Consider the following 17239-nt stretch of genomic DNA (forward strand, 5'->3'; position numbering starts at 1 on the left):
CCGATGAAACGCTTCATGCTCGTCCTGTCCGCCGTCGTGCTGACGCTGTCGCTGAACGCCGTGGCGCAGGCCGCCGGCGGCTCCGCGCGCGCCCGACTGGACGCGTTCGCCACCGGCCTGCATTCGCTCACCGGCCACTTCAGCCAGACCCTCACCGACATCAACGGCCACGCCAGCAAGAACAGCTCCGGCACGCTGGCGCTGCAGGCGCCGCGCCAGTTCCGCTGGGACACGCTGGCGCCGTACCAGCAGACCATCGTCGCCGACGGCAGCCGGGTGTGGATGTACGACCCCGAGCTCGAACAAGTCACCGTGCGCGTGCAGAGCACCGAGGAAGCGCACAGCCCGCTCACCGTGCTGACCGACCTCAAGCAGATGGACAAGAACTTCAAGGTGGTCGAGCAGGGCGAGCATGATGGCCTGGCCTGGCTGCGGCTCAGCTCCACCGCGAAGGACCCGCAGTTCGACTACGCCGACCTCGGCTTCGACGCGAACGGCCTGGCCCGCATGACCTTCCGCGACCAGCTCGGTTCCACCACCGACATCCGCTTCTCCGGCTGGCAGCGCAACGCGCCGATTCCACCGGCCACCTTCAACTTCGTGCCGCCGAAGGGCGCCGACGTGATCGGCGATGCGCCGGTGATCGACGTGCAGCCGCTCAAGGACTGATGCGCCCATGACCGTGCTGCGCAGGTTGCCGCGTTGGGCGTGGATCGGCGGCGGCATCCTCGCCTTCATCGCCGGCATGGTCAACGCCGCCGGCTACATGGGCTTTCGCCACCAGTCGATCACCAACCTGACCGGATCCACCAGCCTGCTCGGCATCGCGGTGGGTACTGGCGACGGCGGCGAGACGTGGCACTGGTTGCTGTCGATCGGCGCGTTCGTGATGGGGGCCTTGCTCAGCGGCCTGATCGTGCAGCAGCACACGCTGAAACTCGGCCGGCGCTACGGGGTGGCGCTGGTGCTGGAATCGTTGCTGCTGTTTGCCGCGGTGCCGCTGCTGGACGCCGGCAGCTCGTACGGCCTGGACCTGGCCGCGATGGCGGCCGGGCTGCAGAACGGCATGGCCAGCACCTACAGCGGCATGGTGTTCCGCACCACCCATGTTTCGGGCATGTTCACCGACCTGGGCATCTACATCGGCCAGCGTCTGCGCGGACTGGAAGTGGATACCTTGCGCATCCGCGTCTGCCTGCTGGTGGTCAGCACCTTCACCTGCGGCAGCGCGGTCGGTGCGTTGCTGTTCCGCGTGCTTGGCGAGCGCACCCTGCTGATCCCGGCCGTGCTCACCGGCCTGTGCGGCGTGGGCTACGGCGTCTATCGGCAGTTCACGCTGATACGCGGAATCGACGCCGACGCGGGTTGACCGCTGCGCGGCTCAGTCGGCCAGCGCGCAGCAGTTGCGGCCGTTGCGCTTGGCCTGGTATAGCGCCTTGTCGGTACGCGACAGCCACGACTCGAACGGTTCACGCGGCTGCCGCTGCGCAATGCCGATACTTGCCGTCACCATCACCGCGGAGCCGTCGTGGATCAGGGTCATGCCGGCCAGTTCCACGCGAATGCGTTCGATGGTCTCGTGCGCCTGCTGCAGGTTCGTGTCGGGCAGGCACAGCACGAATTCCTCGCCGCCGTAGCGACCGATCAGGTCGGTGTGCCGGCAATGCCGCGTGATCGCCTCGACCGCCTGGCAGATCACCGTGTCGCCGACCTGGTGGCCGTACGTGTCGTTGATCAGCTTGAAGCGATCGAGGTCGAACAGCGCCATGCAGGCGAGTCCCTCGGGCGACTGTTCGCAGAGGTTGCGCACCAGTTCCATGAAACGCCGGCGGTTGTAGACGCCGGTGAGCCCGTCGGTGCTGGCCAGTTCGTCCAGCCGGTGGTTGGCGGCCAGCAGGGCGCGCGTGTGTTCGTCGATCTCGCGTTGCAGGCGAAGCGCCTGATGCCGCAGGTAGAGCGTGCGCAGATGCACCAGCAGGCCGATCAGCAGAAGCAGCAGGACGGCGGCGGCGATCCGGGCACGCGTGGTTTCATGCCAGTACGGGCTGACCACCACCTTCAGTCGGGTTTCGGTCTTCTGCGACTGCAGGCCCTGGGTAGTGGCGACCACATGCAGGGTGTAGCTGCCGTGGGGCAGGTTGGTGTAGTTGGCACTGGGCGTGCTGCCCCTGGGGATATCGGTCCAGCCGTGGTCGAAACCTTCCAGGCGGTACCGGTACGTCGTCTCCATCGGCGCCTGGTAGTCGAGCAGGGCGAAGTTCAGGCGCAGGTTGTGGGTGTCGCCGTCGATCTTGATGGTGCCGCCATCGGCGGGCAGCTTGCCGAAGGGCACCAGCACACCGTTGATCTCGGCGCGGGTGATGGCGAGCGGCGCCAGCGCCGTCGCCGGTGGTTGCCAATGCGGGCGGATCACGGTCAGTCCGGCCTGGCCGCCGAACAGCAGTTCGCCGCTGGGTGCACGCGCGGCGGCGATGCTGACGTAACTGGCGATGTGCAGGCCATCGCGGGCGCCCAGATTGGCCACTGCCAGCGTGTGGCTGTCGATCCGTGCCACGCCGTTGGACAGGCTGGCCCAGATCTGCCCGTGGTCGTCGGCCAGCACGGTGTTGATGTTGTCGCTGGACAGGCCGTCGTCGGTGCCGATCGTCCGCGCGCTCCAGGCTCCGTTGTCCTGATGATGCAGCACGCTGAGCCCGCCCAGCGTGCTCGCCCACACCCGCCCATCCGCAGCAGGCATCAGTGAGCTGATGTAGTCCTGCGGCAGGCTGGTGGCGTCGCCGCGACGGTGCAGCAGGTTGGTGAAACTGGCCGGCAGGCTGCTGCCGCGCGCGATGCTGATGCCGCGGCTGGTGGCATACCACCACTCGCTGCCCACGCGCACGATCTCGCGCACCGTGTTGCTGGCCAGGCTGGTCGGATCGCCGTGTCGATGGCTCAGGTGCTCCAGCGCGTGCGTGCGCGGGTCGTAGCGATAGATGCCGTCGTAGGTGCCGATCACCACCCGCTCGCCGTCCGGCTTCAGGCCCAGCACGGGCTTGTCGTGCAACTCGGGCAGGATCGAGTTTTCGATCGCCAGGGTGTCCGGGTCGACCCGGGCCAGGCCCTGGGTGCCGATCAGGATCGAGCCATCGGATGCTTCGGTGATGCTGTGCACGCCGCGCTGAATCTGACTGCCGGCCAGGCGCAGGTGACTCATGCGCCCGGCCTTCAGGTCGATGATGTCGATATGCCCGGCGCCGAGGCCGAGCCAGATGCGGCCGCGGGTGTCGACGAAGATCGCGCGCACGTTGGACGTACTCAGCGCGTTCGGGTCCAGCGGCGAGGGCAGCAGCGAAAACGCCGTGTGGATGCCCTGATGGGTGCGCGCCACACCCAGGTCGGTGGCTGCCCACAGGTTGCCGGCGTGATCGAGCAACAGCGAGCGCACCGAGTCGCCGGGCAGCGACGAGTGCACCGCGGGATCATGGGCGATCGTGCGGCTGGCGGGATTGCCTGGCGTGTACTCGATGACGCCGTTGCCATCGGTGGCGATCCATACCTTGCCGTCAGCCACTTCCAGCATGTCGCGCACGGTGGGATGGCGCGCGCCGTTGGCGTAGCCGCTGAAGCCTGGCACGCCATGCCAGTTGCCGTCGGCATCGCGCCAGGCCACGCCGGCCTGCACACTGCCAACCCACAACCGCCCCGCGCGATCCTGCAGGATGCTCCAGACCTGGTCGCCGAGCACGTTGCCGGCTGCCGGGTCGGTGGACGCTTCGCGCACGAACGTATCGGTGCCCGCGCGGCGCACGAACAGGCCGTTGTTGTTGCCCAGCCAGACATTGCCGTCGCGGTCCTGCAGCACACTGAAATTGCGCGCCACCGTCGCTGCGCCGGTGTCGATCCGGCGAATCGCGCCGCTGGCCAGGTCCAGGTGATCGAGCCCACCCTCGGTAGCCACCCAGACGCCGCCCGCGCGATCGTCGCCGATCGCGTAGATCTTGTGATCCGACAGTCCGTTCGGCCCTACCGGATAAACCTTGAAACTGTTGTCGGTGGGGTCGAAGCGGACCAGCCCCCCGGCATTGGTGCCGATCAGTAAGCCGCCGTCGGGCAACGCATACAGCGAGCGCACGTAGTTGTCGGGCAGGCCGGGGCCGCTGTTGCTGCGGGTGCCCAGCAGCTCGATCCGATAGCCGTCGTAGCGAACCAGCCCGCCGATGGTGCCGATCCAGATCACCCCGCTGCGATCCTGCACGACCGCCGTGGTGGTGGAATGCGGTATGCCTTCGGCGATGTCCAGGGTGGTGAACCACGGTGCATCGAACGGCGACCAGGGATCAGTACCGCTGGCCCGGGCCGGGGCGAACGCCATCAACAGGCACAGCAACCCGGCCAGGGTCGTCGTCCAGCGCAACGGGCCGCCCGCTTGGCTCACGGGTTGCGCAAGCTGCATGGCGGGCACGCGCGAATCGCGCCTGCCCGTAGGACCGTTCGCATGCAAGAATCCCCCGTACTCGACTTCATCCAGCCCAGCCCCTGCCTTACCCGTGCGGGCAAGGGCCGCGATGTGTGGACATCTTAGCCGCATTTTGCCAGGTTTCCGGCACCCGGCCCGTGGTCAGGCAATGTCCTATCATGGCCCGATGCCACGCCTGAATTCCCCCGCCAGCCCAGGCCTGTTCGCCGAACCCGACGCGCTCAAGCCGCTTGCCGAGCGCATGCGCCCGCGCAGCCTCGATGAAATCGTCGGCCAGCAGCGGCTGGTCGGTCCGGACAAGGCGCTGCGCCGCGCGCTGGAGGCTGGCAAGATCCATTCGATGGTGCTGTGGGGACCGCCCGGCTGCGGCAAGACCACGCTGGCGCTGCTGGTGGCGCGTTACGCCGACGCGGATTTCCGCGCGATCTCGGCCGTGCTGTCCGGCCTGCCGGACGTGCGCAAGGCGCTGGCCGAGGCCGAGGTGAACTTCGCGCAGGGCCGGCGCACCGTGCTGTTCGTCGACGAGGTGCACCGCTTCAACAAGACCCAGCAGGATGCCTTCCTGCCGCACATCGAGCGCGGCGTGATCATCTTCATCGGCGCCACCACCGAGAACCCCTCGTTCGAGCTGAACTCCGCGCTGCTGTCGCGCTGCCGCGTGCACGTGCTGGAACCGGTTTCCATCGACGACATCATTGCCGCGCTGAAGCGTGCGCTGGCCGACAGTGAACGCGGTCTGGGCGAATTGCAGTTGCAGGTCTCCGACGAATCGCTGGACTCGATCGCCCAGGCCGCCGATGGTGACGTGCGCCGCGGGCTGACCTTGCTGGAAATCGCCGCCGAGCTGGCCGACGACGGGCGTATCGACGAAACCACGTTGACCCAGGTGCTGGCCGACCGCACGCGCCGCTTCGACAAGCAGGGCGAGCAGTTCTACGACCAGATCTCGGCGCTGCACAAATCCGTGCGCTCGTCCGACCCCGACGCCGCGGTGTACTGGCTGTGCCGCATGCTCGACGGCGGCGTCGACCCGCTGTACCTGGCCCGGCGCATGACCCGCATGGCGGTGGAAGACGTCGGCCTGGCCGAGCCGCGTGCCTGGCGCATGGCGCTGGACGCGTGGGATACCTACGAGCGCCTGGGCAGCCCCGAAGGCGAACTGGGCCTGGCCCAGCTGGCGATCTGGCTGGCCATCTCGCCCAAGAGCAACGCCGCCTACATGGCCTACAACAAGGCCCGCGACGCGGTGCGCAACGGCGGCACGCTGGAAGTGCCGATGCACCTGCGCAACGCGCCGACGAAATTGATGAAAGGCCTCGGCTACGGCAAGGGCTACCAGTACGACCACGACGCCGAAGGCGGCATCGCGCTGGACCAGCAATGCCTGCCCGACGAACTGGCCGGCAGCGTGTTCTACGAGCCGGTCGAGCGCGGCCTGGAACTGCAACTGCGCGAAAAACTGCTGGCCCTGCGCGCTGCCCGCGCCAAGGCCCGCGGCGAGTAACGCCGACTGCTGCGCGCGCCCTTGCCGCCGCCCCGGTGCCCGACATAGATTCGCCGCATCAACCGGGGAGGGTGAATCATGCGCGTACTTGTGGCAGGTCTGATCGGCGGCATCGTGATGTTCGTGTGGGGCGTGGCGGCGCACATGGCGCTGGGGCTGGGCGATACGGGCATCCATCTGCCGGCCAACGAAAACGTCGTGTTGAGCAGCTTGCATGAAGGACTCGGCAACCAGCCCGGCATCTACATCCTGCCATCGCTGGATCCGAAAAAGATGGGCGACGAGGCGGTGCTCAAGGCGTACTCGGAAAAGGCGGCGACGTCGCCGTATGCCTTCGTGGTCTACCTGCCGCAAGGCGAGGACATGATGCAGATGGGGCCGCAGATCGGCCGGCAGTGGGCGTCTGACACGCTCGCCGCGCTGGCACTGGCCTTCATGCTGGGGCTGGCCGGGCTGGGTTTCCGGCGACGCGTGGCACTGGCCGCGGTGGCGGCGGTATTCACCTGGCTGTGCACGATGGTGCCGTACTGGAACTGGTATCGCTTCCCGCTCGACTTCACTCTCGCCGCACTGGTCGAGCAACTCGTCGGCTGGCTGCTCGCCGGCGCCGCGATGGCCTGGTGGCTGGGCCGCAGCGAACGCAAGCTGGCGCGCTGAGTTGCCTTGCTCCCTCCCCTGCGTGCAGCAGGGGAGGGCTGGGGAGGGGTGAAGTCCCCCACGCCAACCAAGACTTGCATTGCGGCCACCACCACCCGACAGCGATAATTCACGGTTCAAGCCTTCACCTGGACTTTGATCATGCTGGATCCCGCCCTGCTGCGCTCGCGCCTCGCCGAAACCGCCGCACGCCTCGCCGAAACCCGCGGCTACACGCTCGACGTGTCCCTGGTCGAGTCGCTGGAGAGCCGCCGCAAGCAGCTGGCGATGGAGACGCAGGAACTGCAGAACCTGCGCAACACGCGTTCCAAGGCGATCGGCCAGGCCAAGGCGAAAGGTGAGGATGTGGCGCCGCTGATGGCCGAGGTCGCCGGCATCGGCGACAAGCTCAAGGCCAACGAGCTGGCACTGGCCGACGCGCAGGCGAAGCTCGCCGAGATCGCGCTGGGCATTCCCAATATTCCGCACGAATCCGTGCCGGTCGGCAAGGACGAGCACGACAACGTCGAAGTCGGCCGCTGGGGCACGCCGCGCGATTTCGCCTTCGAAGTGAAGGATCACGTCGAACTGGGTGAACCCCACGGCTGGCTCGACGGCGACGCCGGCGCCAAGCTGTCCGGCGCGCGCTTCACCGTGCTGCGCGGTCAGCTCGCCCACCTGCATCGCGCGCTCGGTCAGTTCATGCTCGACCTGCACACCGGCGAGCACGGCTACCTCGAATGCAACGTGCCGGTGATCGTCAACGCCGACAGCATGCAGGGCACCGGCCAGCTGCCGAAATTCGAGGACGACCTGTTCGCCACCGACGTCGGCGAAACAAAGCGCTACCTGATCCCCACCGCCGAAGTCTCGCTGACCAACCTGGTGCGCGACACCATCCAGGACGCCGACGCGCTGCCGCTGCGCATGACCGCGCACACGCTGTGCTTCCGTGCCGAGGCCGGCAGCTACGGCCGCGACACCCGCGGCATGATCCGCCAGCACCAGTTCGAGAAAGTCGAGATGGTGCAGATCGCCCGCGCCGAGCAGTCGCATGCGCAACTGGAGGAAATGGTCGGCCACGCCGAGAAGGTGCTGCAGAAACTCGGTTTGCCGTATCGCAAAATGCTGTTGTGCAGCGGCGACATGGGCTTCACCGCGGTCAAGACCTACGACCTCGAAGTGTGGCTGCCCAGCCAGCAGACCTACCGCGAGATCTCCAGTTGCTCCAACTGCGAAGACTTCCAGGCCCGTCGCCTGCAGGCCCGCGTGCGCAACGCCGACACCGGCAAGCCCGAACTCGTGCACACGCTCAACGGCTCCGGCCTCGCCATCGGCCGCACCCTGATCGCGGTGATGGAGAACTACCAGAACGCCGACGGCTCGATCGACGTGCCCGCAGCGCTGCGCCCGTACATGGCCGGCCTGGACCGCATCGCATGAACACACCGGCACCCGCACGCGGCAGCTGGGGCAAGGTGGAGTTCTACACCAGCTTCTTCCTGCTGGCGGTACTGGCCACGGTGATCGGCATGCGGCTCGGCTTCGAGAGCGTGTGGCGCCTGCCCACGCTCGACCTCGACCTGTCCGTGGTCGCACTGGCGTTGGTCCTCGCCAGCTTCTGGCTCGCCCGCCACAGCCGCCGCTGGCGCCTGGCCATCGTCGCCTTCGCCAGCGCCACCCAACTGGTGCCGATGGTCGTGCGCGAACCGATACTGCTGCTGCCGCTGCTGGGCGCGTTGATCCCGGTGGGAATCCTGGCGGGGTGTCTGGTGGCGTTGTCGAAGAAGGGCCCCAGCGATCGTCCACCGCAGGGTTCCTGATAGACTTCCACGCCTGCTGGCAACCCAATTCGCCGGCGATAGTTATGGAGAGATGGCCGAGCGGTTTAAGGCAGCAGTCTTGACGCGTAGGCAGGATGCCGAAGCGGACAGCGGCGCAGCCGCTGGCCCCGAAGGGGTGGAGGGCAGGATGCCCGGAACAAAACTGCCGTAGTGGCGCGCAACGCGCGCCTTGCCGCAGACAAAAGCTTACGGAGAGATGGCCGAGTGGTTTAAGGCAGCAGTCTTGAAAACTGCCGTAGTGGTAACACTACCGTGGGTTCGAATCCCACTCTCTCCGCCAGAAACGCAAAACGCCCCCGAGTGGGGCGTTTTGCGTTTCTAGTGGTGACGACGGGGATGAGAACCCACCGGTTCGACAAATTCGTCCGGAACGAATTTGGACAGCCGCAGGCTGGCCCCGTAGCGCGCAGCGCGAAGGGGTGAGGCTCAGGATGAGCCGAACAATCCCACTGGTCACGCTGCGGCAGTCACTAAGTAAGTGACTCTGACCCGCTTAGTTGGCACACGGCCGTAGCCGCGGCCGCCGGTTCACTCGTGGCGCGGTTTCATGCGGCAGCGCCTGCACCAGCCACGCTCGAAGATCGCCACCCAATGGAGCGGTCGCCCGGTTGCGGCCGTCGTTTCATTGAACATGTTCGCCTTCTTGCGGTGGCTATCGGTCTCATCTTTTAGAGCTGGTCTCGGTGGCCTCGACCGCCTTGAAACTCAGACAATCTTCGTAGAGACGACGGGCATCCGTCGTCTGCTTCATCAATTCAGCCGATCCAATCATGTGAGCCAGTAGCCGGTAGGTCGTGTGCAGAAGCATGTTCGATTGTTTGACGACCTGCCTGGCCAATTCAACCGGGTATCCAGCGGCCGAACGCTGCAACGGATGAATGCCGCCGTGAACGAACGAATTCAGAGCAGGTGCCGAAGCTTGATAAAAGCAGCTCAAAAGCCGTTTAAGTTCATCGGGCACCGAAGACTTCTCTAACGCCCGCAAGATTTCAGCAATGCCAGGCATGTTCTTGGCCGCCTGTTGCGAGGCGGCGGAGAGTGGGGATGCCAATTTGTCGAGCTGCTCCTCATTCGCAATGAAAAGGAGCCAGACACTGCGTAACAGTGCTTCATATTGAAGCCTCGTGAGTGCGGTTGCTGAGTTGGGTTTTCCAGCATCGATGGTCAGGCGAATTGCTGCCGCATGTTCCAACGAAACAGCGGCTGTTAACGCGCTCAGCACAGTGCGCCGTGGTTGGATTTCAAGCCAAGAGCCAGCGCCGTCGATAAGTTCGTCAAGGTGCGCAGCAAACGCTTCGGATCTGATGAGAAGTTCTTCCACGCGGTCCCCTCTACTTGATCGGCAGTCAGCTGAAACGCCTTACAGCCGCAATCCGGGCAGTCTGTTCCAGATGGTGTCATTTTGGTGAAGATTTCGCTGCTTCAAAACGCATTGCAACTGGCAACTGCGGATGGTTCATGCCCCCCAGCCAATGTCCCTCGGGGCTTCTGCCGCTGTCCAAGTCCAGGGATGCGTCATCGGTGACGCTAGTGCGCTCGCCAAGAAAACGCCCCGCGAAGTGCAGGGCGCGTTGTCAATGAGCAAACAGGAGGCAGTTAATGCGCTCACTCTGAGCGCCACTTCATCCATTATTTTTACCTGAGAGCAGCGCGACGATGATGACGCGGGTGATCTCGGTGGGTGTTGCGTGGCCAGTCTGCATATTCCCTGCTCCTTCCTGCGGTGGAGCGCCGAACCTACGCTCGCGCGCGTGTTCCTTTCAAGCGTCCGGCTCCAGCCGCGGCGCTCTTCGCTTTCTTGGTGGCAGTAACTGCGACTGACGTCTTTGGCTTCGCTGGCTTCTTGGCTGCTGCCGCGGCCTTCTGCTTGGCTATCGGTTTCACCGCCATCCGAAACCCGAGTGCGCGCACCACTTTCCCCACTGTGGCGTATCCGGGTGTTGCGCCTGGCTTCAGCGCCTTGTAGAGGCTCTCGCGGCCGACTCCAGCATCCTTGGCAAGTTGCGACATGCCGCGGGCTTTGGCCACGTGCCCAAGGGCCCGAAGGAGCTCGTCGTCGTCGCCATCGGCCATCACCTGAGATAGATACTCAGCAATGGCTTCCTCGTTGTCCAGGTAGTCGACAACATCGAAGGTCGTAAGTTGAAGGGCCATGTCAGACCTCCTTTGCAAGCTGAGCGGCGTGCTTGATATCGCGCCGCTGGGTTTTCTTGTCGCCGCCGCATAACAGAATAACGATGGCGTTGCCCCGCAACGTGAAGTAGGCGCGGTAACCGGGGCCGACGTCGATTCGCATTTCAGAGACGCCCTCGCCAACGGGTTTCACATCACCCAGATTGCCGGTGGCGGCGCGATCAAGACGACGTGCGATGGCGATGCGCGCTTTCAGGTCGCGCAAGCTCTTGTGCCAGACAGTGAACTCTTCCGAGAGCTGGACGATGTAGGGCATGTCATCAGATTGTATCTGATCGGATACAGTTCGCAAGGGCTTCGAATCGCGAAAGCTAACCGGGTCAGCGCCACTTGCCTGGCTCCAATTCTTCAGATCCGCACTATCGGAGGAATGTCAGCGCCCCCTATCGACGCCGATACCCCAACAATCCCCGCCAACTGAAATCCTCCCGGCGTGGATATCCAGCGACCCGGCGCCGACCAAATTTCACTCGGCGGGGGCATTCGGATACTCGAGGTGGATGTCTGGATACCCCGGCGAGGATATCCGCCACTCGATGCCGACTGAAATGCCGTCGATGGGGATGTCCCGATACCCGGCGTCGACTGCAATCCGGTCGGCGGGGACATTTCGATACTTGGCGGGGATGCGCGACTACTCGGCGCCGACTGAAATTCCATCGGCGCCGATACGCCGCCCGGTCAAAACGATCGGCGGTGCGGCTGATGGCGTGCCGCAGAGGCCGTCGGTCGCCAGCAAGGTGATTTCACGCACGCAATTCCAACAAGAGGCTTTTTTGGCGAAAAAGGTCGGAGTAGGTTGCCCGAGGGGGATACAAGGCCAACTAGAGGGGAGAGAAGATGCCCAACCATGCAGGTGTCAACGTAGTGCTTTCGCGTGCGGTGCGTGCGGCGCTTGCCGCCGCCACGCTGTTCGCGTGTTCGGCGCAGGCGCAGGATCCGGGAGCGTCGGACAGCGGGCAAGCCACGGCCAGCCAGGCGACCAAGACGCAGGGACAGAAGGATGCGGCGAAGGACAAAGCGATCACCAACCTGCAGCAGGTTGTGGTGACCGGCACGCACCGGGCCGGCCTGTCGCCGACCGAATCCATCTCGCCGATCGACGCGTTCAGCGGCAGCCAGATCGCGAACCAGCCGTCGGCGGATTTGACCGACACGCTGACCAATATTGTGCCGTCGCTGACCACCCAGCGCTTTCCCATCGCCGACGGCACGTCGTTCGTGCGGCCGGTGTCGTTGCGCAACCTGTCGCCCGACCAGACCCTGGTGCTGGTCGACGGCGTGCGCTTCCATCGTTCGGCGCTGGTCAACCTGCAGATCGATCCGCTCGGCACCTTCAACCAGGGTGCGCAGGCGGTCGATTTTTCGGTGTTCCCGTCCAACGCGATCGAGCGCGTCGAGGTACTGCGCGACGGCGCTTCGGTGTTGTACGGATCGGATGCGATCGCCGGCGTGATCAACGTCATCCTCAAGAAGGCCCCCAAGGGTGCGACGGTCAGCGCGGAATGGGGCGGATACGGCAAAGGCGACGGCGACCTGCGGCGCTACGACGCCGACGCAGGGTTCCCGCTCGGAGCCGACGGCTTCGTGCATGTGAGCGCCGAGCGCGAAACCACCGAGCCCACTTCACGCGGTGTCCCGCAGCAAAACGCGGCGGCTGTCGCGGCGGTGGTGGGTACCAACCAGGTGCCGTACGACGGTTTCGGCCAGCGCTGGGGCGATCCGCAAACCAAGGCGAACAAGCTCTTCGTCAACGCGGGCCTGCCGCTGGCCGGCGACGTGCAGCTTTACGGCTACGGCAACTTCATGGACAAGAAAGTCCTGTCCAGCTTCTTCTACCGCAACCCGGTCCTGCCGTCGCAATACGGCATCGCCGGCCGCTCGACGCTGGTCAGCTACGCCAACGGCAGCCTGGTGCCGGCGGATGCGCCGCAGTCGTTGGTGGACAGCATCGTCGCCGGTGGCGGCGACCCGGCACACTACTTGACGGCCAACGCGGCGAGTCCGAGCGGCTGGATGCTGCTCAACCCGATCTACACGCAGTTTCCCGGCGGCTACAGCCCGCTGTTCGGCGCCGACATCGCCGACCACCAGCTGGTCGGCGGCGTGCGCGGCGGCGGGCAGAGCAACTTCCAGTGGGATGCGCACTATCGCACCGGCAGCAACGAGGTCGACTATCGGCTGCAGGGTTCGATCAACCCGAGCCTGGGCGACCTTTCGCCCACAAACTTCCGCCCCGGCAAGCTGACCCAGCGGGAGCAGGGCGCCGGCGCGGACTTCGTCCGCTCGTTCGACAACTCGCCGCTCACGCTCGCCTTCGGCGCGCAGTGGCGCCAGGAAACCTACATCATCCATCAGGGCGACGCCGGTTCGATCGAGGTGGGGCCGACCGCGTCGGTGTTCGGTGTGGGCTCGGACGCCTTCCAGGGCTTTCCGACCAACGCGGCCGGCCGGTTCACCCAGAACAGCGACTCCGCCTACTTCGACGCCGAGACGAACCTCAACGACAAATGGTCGGGCGCGGCGGCGGTGCGCTACGAGCGTGCGAACGGCTACGGCTCCAAGGTGGTGTACAAGCTTTCCAGCCGCTATGCGTTCACCGACACGTTCGCGCTGCGCGGTACCTACAACACCGGCTTCCGTACGCCGACCCCGGGCCAGGCCAACACGCTGAACATCACCACCACGGCGAACGCCCAGGGTGGCCTGATCCCCAGCGGCACCTATCCGGTGAACAACCCGGTGGCACGCGCGCTCGGCTCGGCACCGCTGCAGACCGAGACGTCGAAGAGCTTGTCCGTCGGCGCCGTGTGGACGCCGGCCGACAACGTCACGACGACCCTGGACTATTACCGGATCAAGATCGACAACCGCATCGGCCTGGTCAGCAAGACGGTGACCCAGGCCACCGTCGACCAGCTCGCCGCCGGCGGCTACCCGAACGCGCAACTGCTGCTCGGCAGCGCCGCCAGCTATTTCGGCAATGCGTTCGGCTCCCGTATCCACGGCATCGACTTCGTGGTCGACACGCTGCACCAACTGGGCAACGGCAGGCTCAACATCGACTTCCGCTACAACCGCAATACGCAGGACGTGGTCGAGGTCAAACCGAACACGCTCAACAACGATTTCGTGTACGACCTTGAGCACCAGGTGCCCAAGAGCCGGTCGGTGCTCAGCTTCGACTACGGGCTGCACCGGTTCGACGCCATCGCCCGGATCAACCATTACGACGGCTGGAGCACCACGGTCGGTTTGTTCGGCAGCAACAACCCGCCGGACGACGTGAATCACTACAGCGGCAAGACGCTGCTCGACCTGGAGGCACGCTACAAATTCAGCGACGCCTTCTCGGTGGCTGTCGGAGGCAACAACGTCTTCAACACCTACCCGGGCAAGGAGCAAAACGCCACGCTGCAGTTCCTGGGCGCCAAGTACGCGCTCACCTCGCCGTTCGGTTTCAACGGCGCCTTCTGGTACGTGCGCGCGACAGCCAACTTCTGACGGCCGTCGCCTGCAAGCTCATCTCCCCGGGCACGCCCGGGGAGATGGCGGTCGGCGGGGCCTGCTCGTCGGTCAGAAACATGGGCAATGGCGAACTCAATTCTGAAGAGCGCCACCCGTGCTGCGAAGCGGCACGGGCTTGCGATGACTGGGAGTGGGCCGAATCGGATTCTCTCCACCGCAAGCACCCCATTCGGGGCACTCACTCTGACCCGTTAAGGGCCACCCGAAATTTTCGGGCGTGGTCGATGGCTGCGAGGACTGCGGCGAGGTTCGATGGTTGACGTTGGGTTGCGTGGCCTACGCTGCTGGTCGTTGCCTACACTTTGTGCGGTGCCGGGCAAGCCGAACCCCCTCAGCCTTTCACGTCCGGCACCACCACGGCAGTTTCCCCGTTGCCGGATCGCTTCAGCAGCCACGCCAGCACCGGCGGCGTCACCATTGCGGTGAGCAGCGACATCGCCACGATGATCGCGTAGATGCGGTTGTCGAACACGCCGGCGGCGAGGCCCAGGGTGGCGACCACGATGCCCACTTCGCCGCGCGGCACCATGCCGAAGCCGATGATGGTGGCGCTGCGCCGGCCCAGCGACAGCGAGCCCAGCCAGCCACCGATGAACTTGGAGACGATCGCGATCGCGGTGACCACGGCCAGCATCAGCAGGGCGTCCGCGCTGGCCAGCTCGTGCAGGTCGACCTTGCTGCCGGTGACCACGAAGAAGAATGGCGTGAGCAGGGCCAGCAGCGGCTGGGTCTGTTTTTCCAGGGTGTGCTGCTGGCGGGTTTCCGAGGCGATCATGCCGGCCAGGAACGCGCCGATGATGGCGGCCAGGCCGAACTGGGTGGACAGCCAGGCCAGGCCCAGGCACAGCGCCAGCACGATCATCAGCGGCGAATGCGGACCCAGCGGCCTGTCCAGCCAGCTGGAGTTCCAGCGCATGATGCGCGCACCGCCCCAGCCGATCACCGCGATGAAGCCGACCGCGCCGGCCAGCACCACCAGCAGGTGCGAGGCGTTGATGCTGCCGCCGCCCTGCAGCGACACCACTACGCCGAGCAGCAGCATGGCGAGGATGTCATCGATCACCGCGGCGCCCAGGATCACCTTGCTCTCGATGCGCTGCAGCGCATTCAGCTCCTGCAGTACGCGCGCGGTGATGCCGGCCGAGGTGGCCACGAACGCGGCCGCGACGAACAGCGAGCGGTCCCAGTCGAAGCCGTTGCCGTGGGCCCACACGCTGCCCATGCCGAACGGCACCAGCACGCCGACCACGCCGACCACGAACGCCACCTTGCCGACCTTCTTCAGATCTTCCAGCCGTGTTTCCAGGCCCACCGCGAACAGCAGCAGGATCACGCCGATCTCGGCCAGCACGTCGAGCGGGGTGCCGGTGGCGATCTGCTCCGGGGTGATCCAGCCCAGCAGCGAGGGGCCGATCGCGCAGCCGGCGGCGATCTCGCCGACCACGCCGGGCAGCTTCAGCCGTTGCGCGATCTCGCCGCCGATCTGGGCGGCGACGAACACGACGAACAGGGTGAACAGGATCTCGCTGGCGTGATGCATGCGGCGTATGCCCGGACTTTCGACAAAGACTGCATGCTACATGCAGCCTCCGGCGTCATGCAGCGCCGGGCAACGGGCGATCGTGCCGCAAGCGGCTGAACACGCGGCTGGCCACCGCGGTGATCGCCGCCAGCATGATCATCGTCCAGCGGAATGCCACCACGTAATCTTCGTGGGCGTGGCCTTGCAGCATCGCTTCCATCAGCAAGGTGGACAGCGCGATGCCGAAACTCATCGCCAGGTATTGCACGGTCGAGGCCATCGACGAGGCCATCGAGGCATGCTTGATGTCGAGGTCGGTGTAGATCAGCGTGTTCATCGTGGTGTATTGCAGGCCGGCAAAGGCACCGTAGGCGAACGTCAGCAACGCGATCACCCACACCGGCGAGCCCGGGCCGAGCAGGGCGAATGCCGCCAGCAGCGCGGCCACGATCAGCGTGTTGCCCAGCAGCAGGCGGCGGTAGCCGTAGTGCACCAGGGCGCGGTTGACCGCCCACTTCGCGATGATCGAGCCCAGCGCCTGCGGCACCATCATCAGGCCGGCCATCAGCGGCGACCAGCCGCAGCCGACCTGCAGGAACAGCACCAGCAGCAGGAACATGCCGGAGATGCCGAGCCGGGTGAACAGCCCGCCGGCCAGCGATACCCACACGCTGCGCACGCGCAGCAATTGCAGGTCGGCCACCGGATGCGGGGTGCGCCGACTGTGCCACACGTAGACCGTGCCCAGCAGCATGGCGACCAAGGCGCACAGGCCCATCCGCAGCCACGGCACCGGCGCACTGCCAGCCAGTTCCGAGGCGGTGAGCAGCAGGGCCGAGGCGGCGCCGAACAACAGGAAGCCGGACAGGTCGAAGCGGTTCGCGCGGTCGAGCCGGTAGTCGGGCATGTCGCGCTTGTTCATCCACAGGCCGGCGATCGCCACCGGCACGTTGATCAGGAAGATCAGCCGCCACGAGGTGAACTCGACGATCGCGCCGCCCAGCAGGGGGCCGAGTACCGAGCCGAGCAGGCCGAACGTGGCCACCGTGCTCATCGCCCGCACGAACTCGCGCTTGTCGATGCTGCGTACCAGCACGTAGCGGCCCACCGGCATCAGTGCGGCGCCGCCGATGCCTTGCACCACGCGCGCGGCGACCAGTTGCGGCAGCGTCTGCGCCACGCCGCACAGCAGCGAGCCCAGGCCGAACACCACGATCGCCGCGCCGAACACCCGCCGCGTGCCGAAGCGGTCGCACAGCCACGGGCTGGCCGGGATCAGGATCGCCAGAGTCAGCACGTAGCTGGTCAGTGCGGTGCGCATGCCCAGCGGGGTGACCGCGAGCGCATCGGCCATCGCCGGCACCGCGGTGTTGACCACGGTGGAATCCAGCGATTGCATGAAGAAGGCGGCGGCCACCAGCCACAGCAATCCGCGGAAACGCTCGCGCGTGGAAATTTCGCGCCAATCGGCCGCATCCGCCGCTGGCACGGGGGCGTCGGAGGCGACGGCGTGGGTGTCCGCGGCAGTCTGGGGAGGCATTTTCGGCATGGTA

The 17239-nt window shown here is 65.9% G+C and carries 13 protein-coding genes and 1 tRNA gene; 8 read left to right on the forward strand and 6 right to left on the reverse strand.

What is annotated here, in order from left to right; genetic code table 11:
• Positions 1-3 precede the first annotated feature (3 nt).
• Positions 4-669, forward strand: a complete 666-nt coding sequence (gene lolA, locus ASG75_RS02965) for an outer membrane lipoprotein chaperone LolA (protein WP_056385565.1) — start codon at positions 4-6, stop codon at positions 667-669.
• Positions 670-676: 7 nt separating this feature from the next.
• Complete coding sequence (locus tag ASG75_RS02970; protein ID WP_056385567.1) at positions 677-1369, forward strand: YoaK family protein; 693 nt, start codon at positions 677-679, stop codon at positions 1367-1369.
• Between the two features lie 12 nt (positions 1370-1381).
• On the opposite strand, the gene ASG75_RS02975 is transcribed toward ASG75_RS02970, so the two are convergent.
• Positions 1382-4417: a ligand-binding sensor domain-containing diguanylate cyclase gene (locus ASG75_RS02975; RefSeq protein ID WP_235580136.1), complete on the reverse strand. Its 3036-nt coding sequence runs from the start codon at positions 4415-4417 to the stop codon at positions 1382-1384.
• Positions 4418-4625: 208 nt separating this feature from the next.
• Between ASG75_RS02975 and ASG75_RS02980 the strand changes: the two genes are divergently transcribed.
• The 5 genes from ASG75_RS02980 (at position 4626) to ASG75_RS03000 (ending at position 8723) form a co-directional block, all read left to right on the forward strand.
• Positions 4626-5963 carry a replication-associated recombination protein A gene (locus tag ASG75_RS02980; RefSeq protein WP_056386974.1) on the forward strand — a complete coding sequence of 446 codons (1338 nt, stop codon included), beginning with the start codon at positions 4626-4628 and terminating at the stop codon, positions 5961-5963.
• Positions 5964-6041: 78 nt separating this feature from the next.
• Positions 6042-6620 carry a hypothetical protein gene (locus tag ASG75_RS02985; protein WP_056385571.1) on the forward strand — a complete coding sequence of 193 codons (579 nt, stop codon included), beginning with the start codon at positions 6042-6044 and terminating at the stop codon, positions 6618-6620.
• A gap of 141 nt (positions 6621-6761) precedes the next feature.
• Positions 6762-8042 carry a serine--tRNA ligase gene (serS, locus tag ASG75_RS02990; protein WP_056386976.1) on the forward strand — a complete coding sequence of 427 codons (1281 nt, stop codon included), beginning with the start codon at positions 6762-6764 and terminating at the stop codon, positions 8040-8042.
• Positions 8039-8422: a hypothetical protein gene (locus tag ASG75_RS02995; protein ID WP_056385573.1), complete on the forward strand. Its 384-nt coding sequence runs from the start codon at positions 8039-8041 to the stop codon at positions 8420-8422. The genes serS and ASG75_RS02995 overlap by 4 nt, the downstream gene beginning before the upstream one ends.
• Positions 8423-8633: 211 nt before the next feature.
• Positions 8634-8723, forward strand: a tRNA-Ser gene (locus ASG75_RS03000).
• Between the two features lie 381 nt (positions 8724-9104).
• On the opposite strand, the gene ASG75_RS16185 is transcribed toward ASG75_RS03000, so the two are convergent.
• The 3 genes from ASG75_RS16185 to ASG75_RS03010 form a co-directional block, all read right to left on the reverse strand.
• A complete protein-coding gene (locus ASG75_RS16185; protein ID WP_157616881.1) occupies positions 9105-9764 on the reverse strand; it encodes a hypothetical protein in 660 nt (219 codons plus the stop codon).
• Positions 9765-10180: 416 nt separating this feature from the next.
• Positions 10181-10597: an addiction module antidote protein gene (locus ASG75_RS03005; protein WP_082547476.1), complete on the reverse strand. Its 417-nt coding sequence runs from the start codon at positions 10595-10597 to the stop codon at positions 10181-10183.
• A gap of 1 nt (position 10598) precedes the next feature.
• Positions 10599-10892, reverse strand: a complete 294-nt coding sequence (locus tag ASG75_RS03010) for a type II toxin-antitoxin system RelE/ParE family toxin (protein ID WP_056385575.1) — start codon at positions 10890-10892, stop codon at positions 10599-10601.
• Positions 10893-11476: 584 nt separating this feature from the next.
• Between ASG75_RS03010 and ASG75_RS03015 the strand changes: the two genes are divergently transcribed.
• A complete protein-coding gene (locus tag ASG75_RS03015; protein ID WP_056385577.1) occupies positions 11477-14140 on the forward strand; it encodes a TonB-dependent receptor in 2664 nt (887 codons plus the stop codon).
• 355 nt (positions 14141-14495) lie between these two features.
• Here ASG75_RS03015 and ASG75_RS03020 read toward each other — a convergent pair whose 3' ends face one another.
• Both ASG75_RS03020 and ASG75_RS03025 read right to left on the reverse strand, forming a co-directional pair.
• Entirely contained in the window at positions 14496-15704 is a 1209-nt protein-coding gene (locus ASG75_RS03020) for a cation:proton antiporter (RefSeq protein ID WP_056385579.1), read from the reverse strand.
• A gap of 55 nt (positions 15705-15759) precedes the next feature.
• Positions 15760-17235 carry an MFS transporter gene (locus ASG75_RS03025; protein WP_082547477.1) on the reverse strand — a complete coding sequence of 492 codons (1476 nt, stop codon included), beginning with the start codon at positions 17233-17235 and terminating at the stop codon, positions 15760-15762.
• Positions 17236-17239: the final 4 nt, after the last annotated feature.

Source organism: Rhodanobacter sp. Soil772 (assembly GCF_001428385.1).
Taxonomy (GTDB): Bacteria; Pseudomonadota; Gammaproteobacteria; order Xanthomonadales; family Rhodanobacteraceae; genus Rhodanobacter.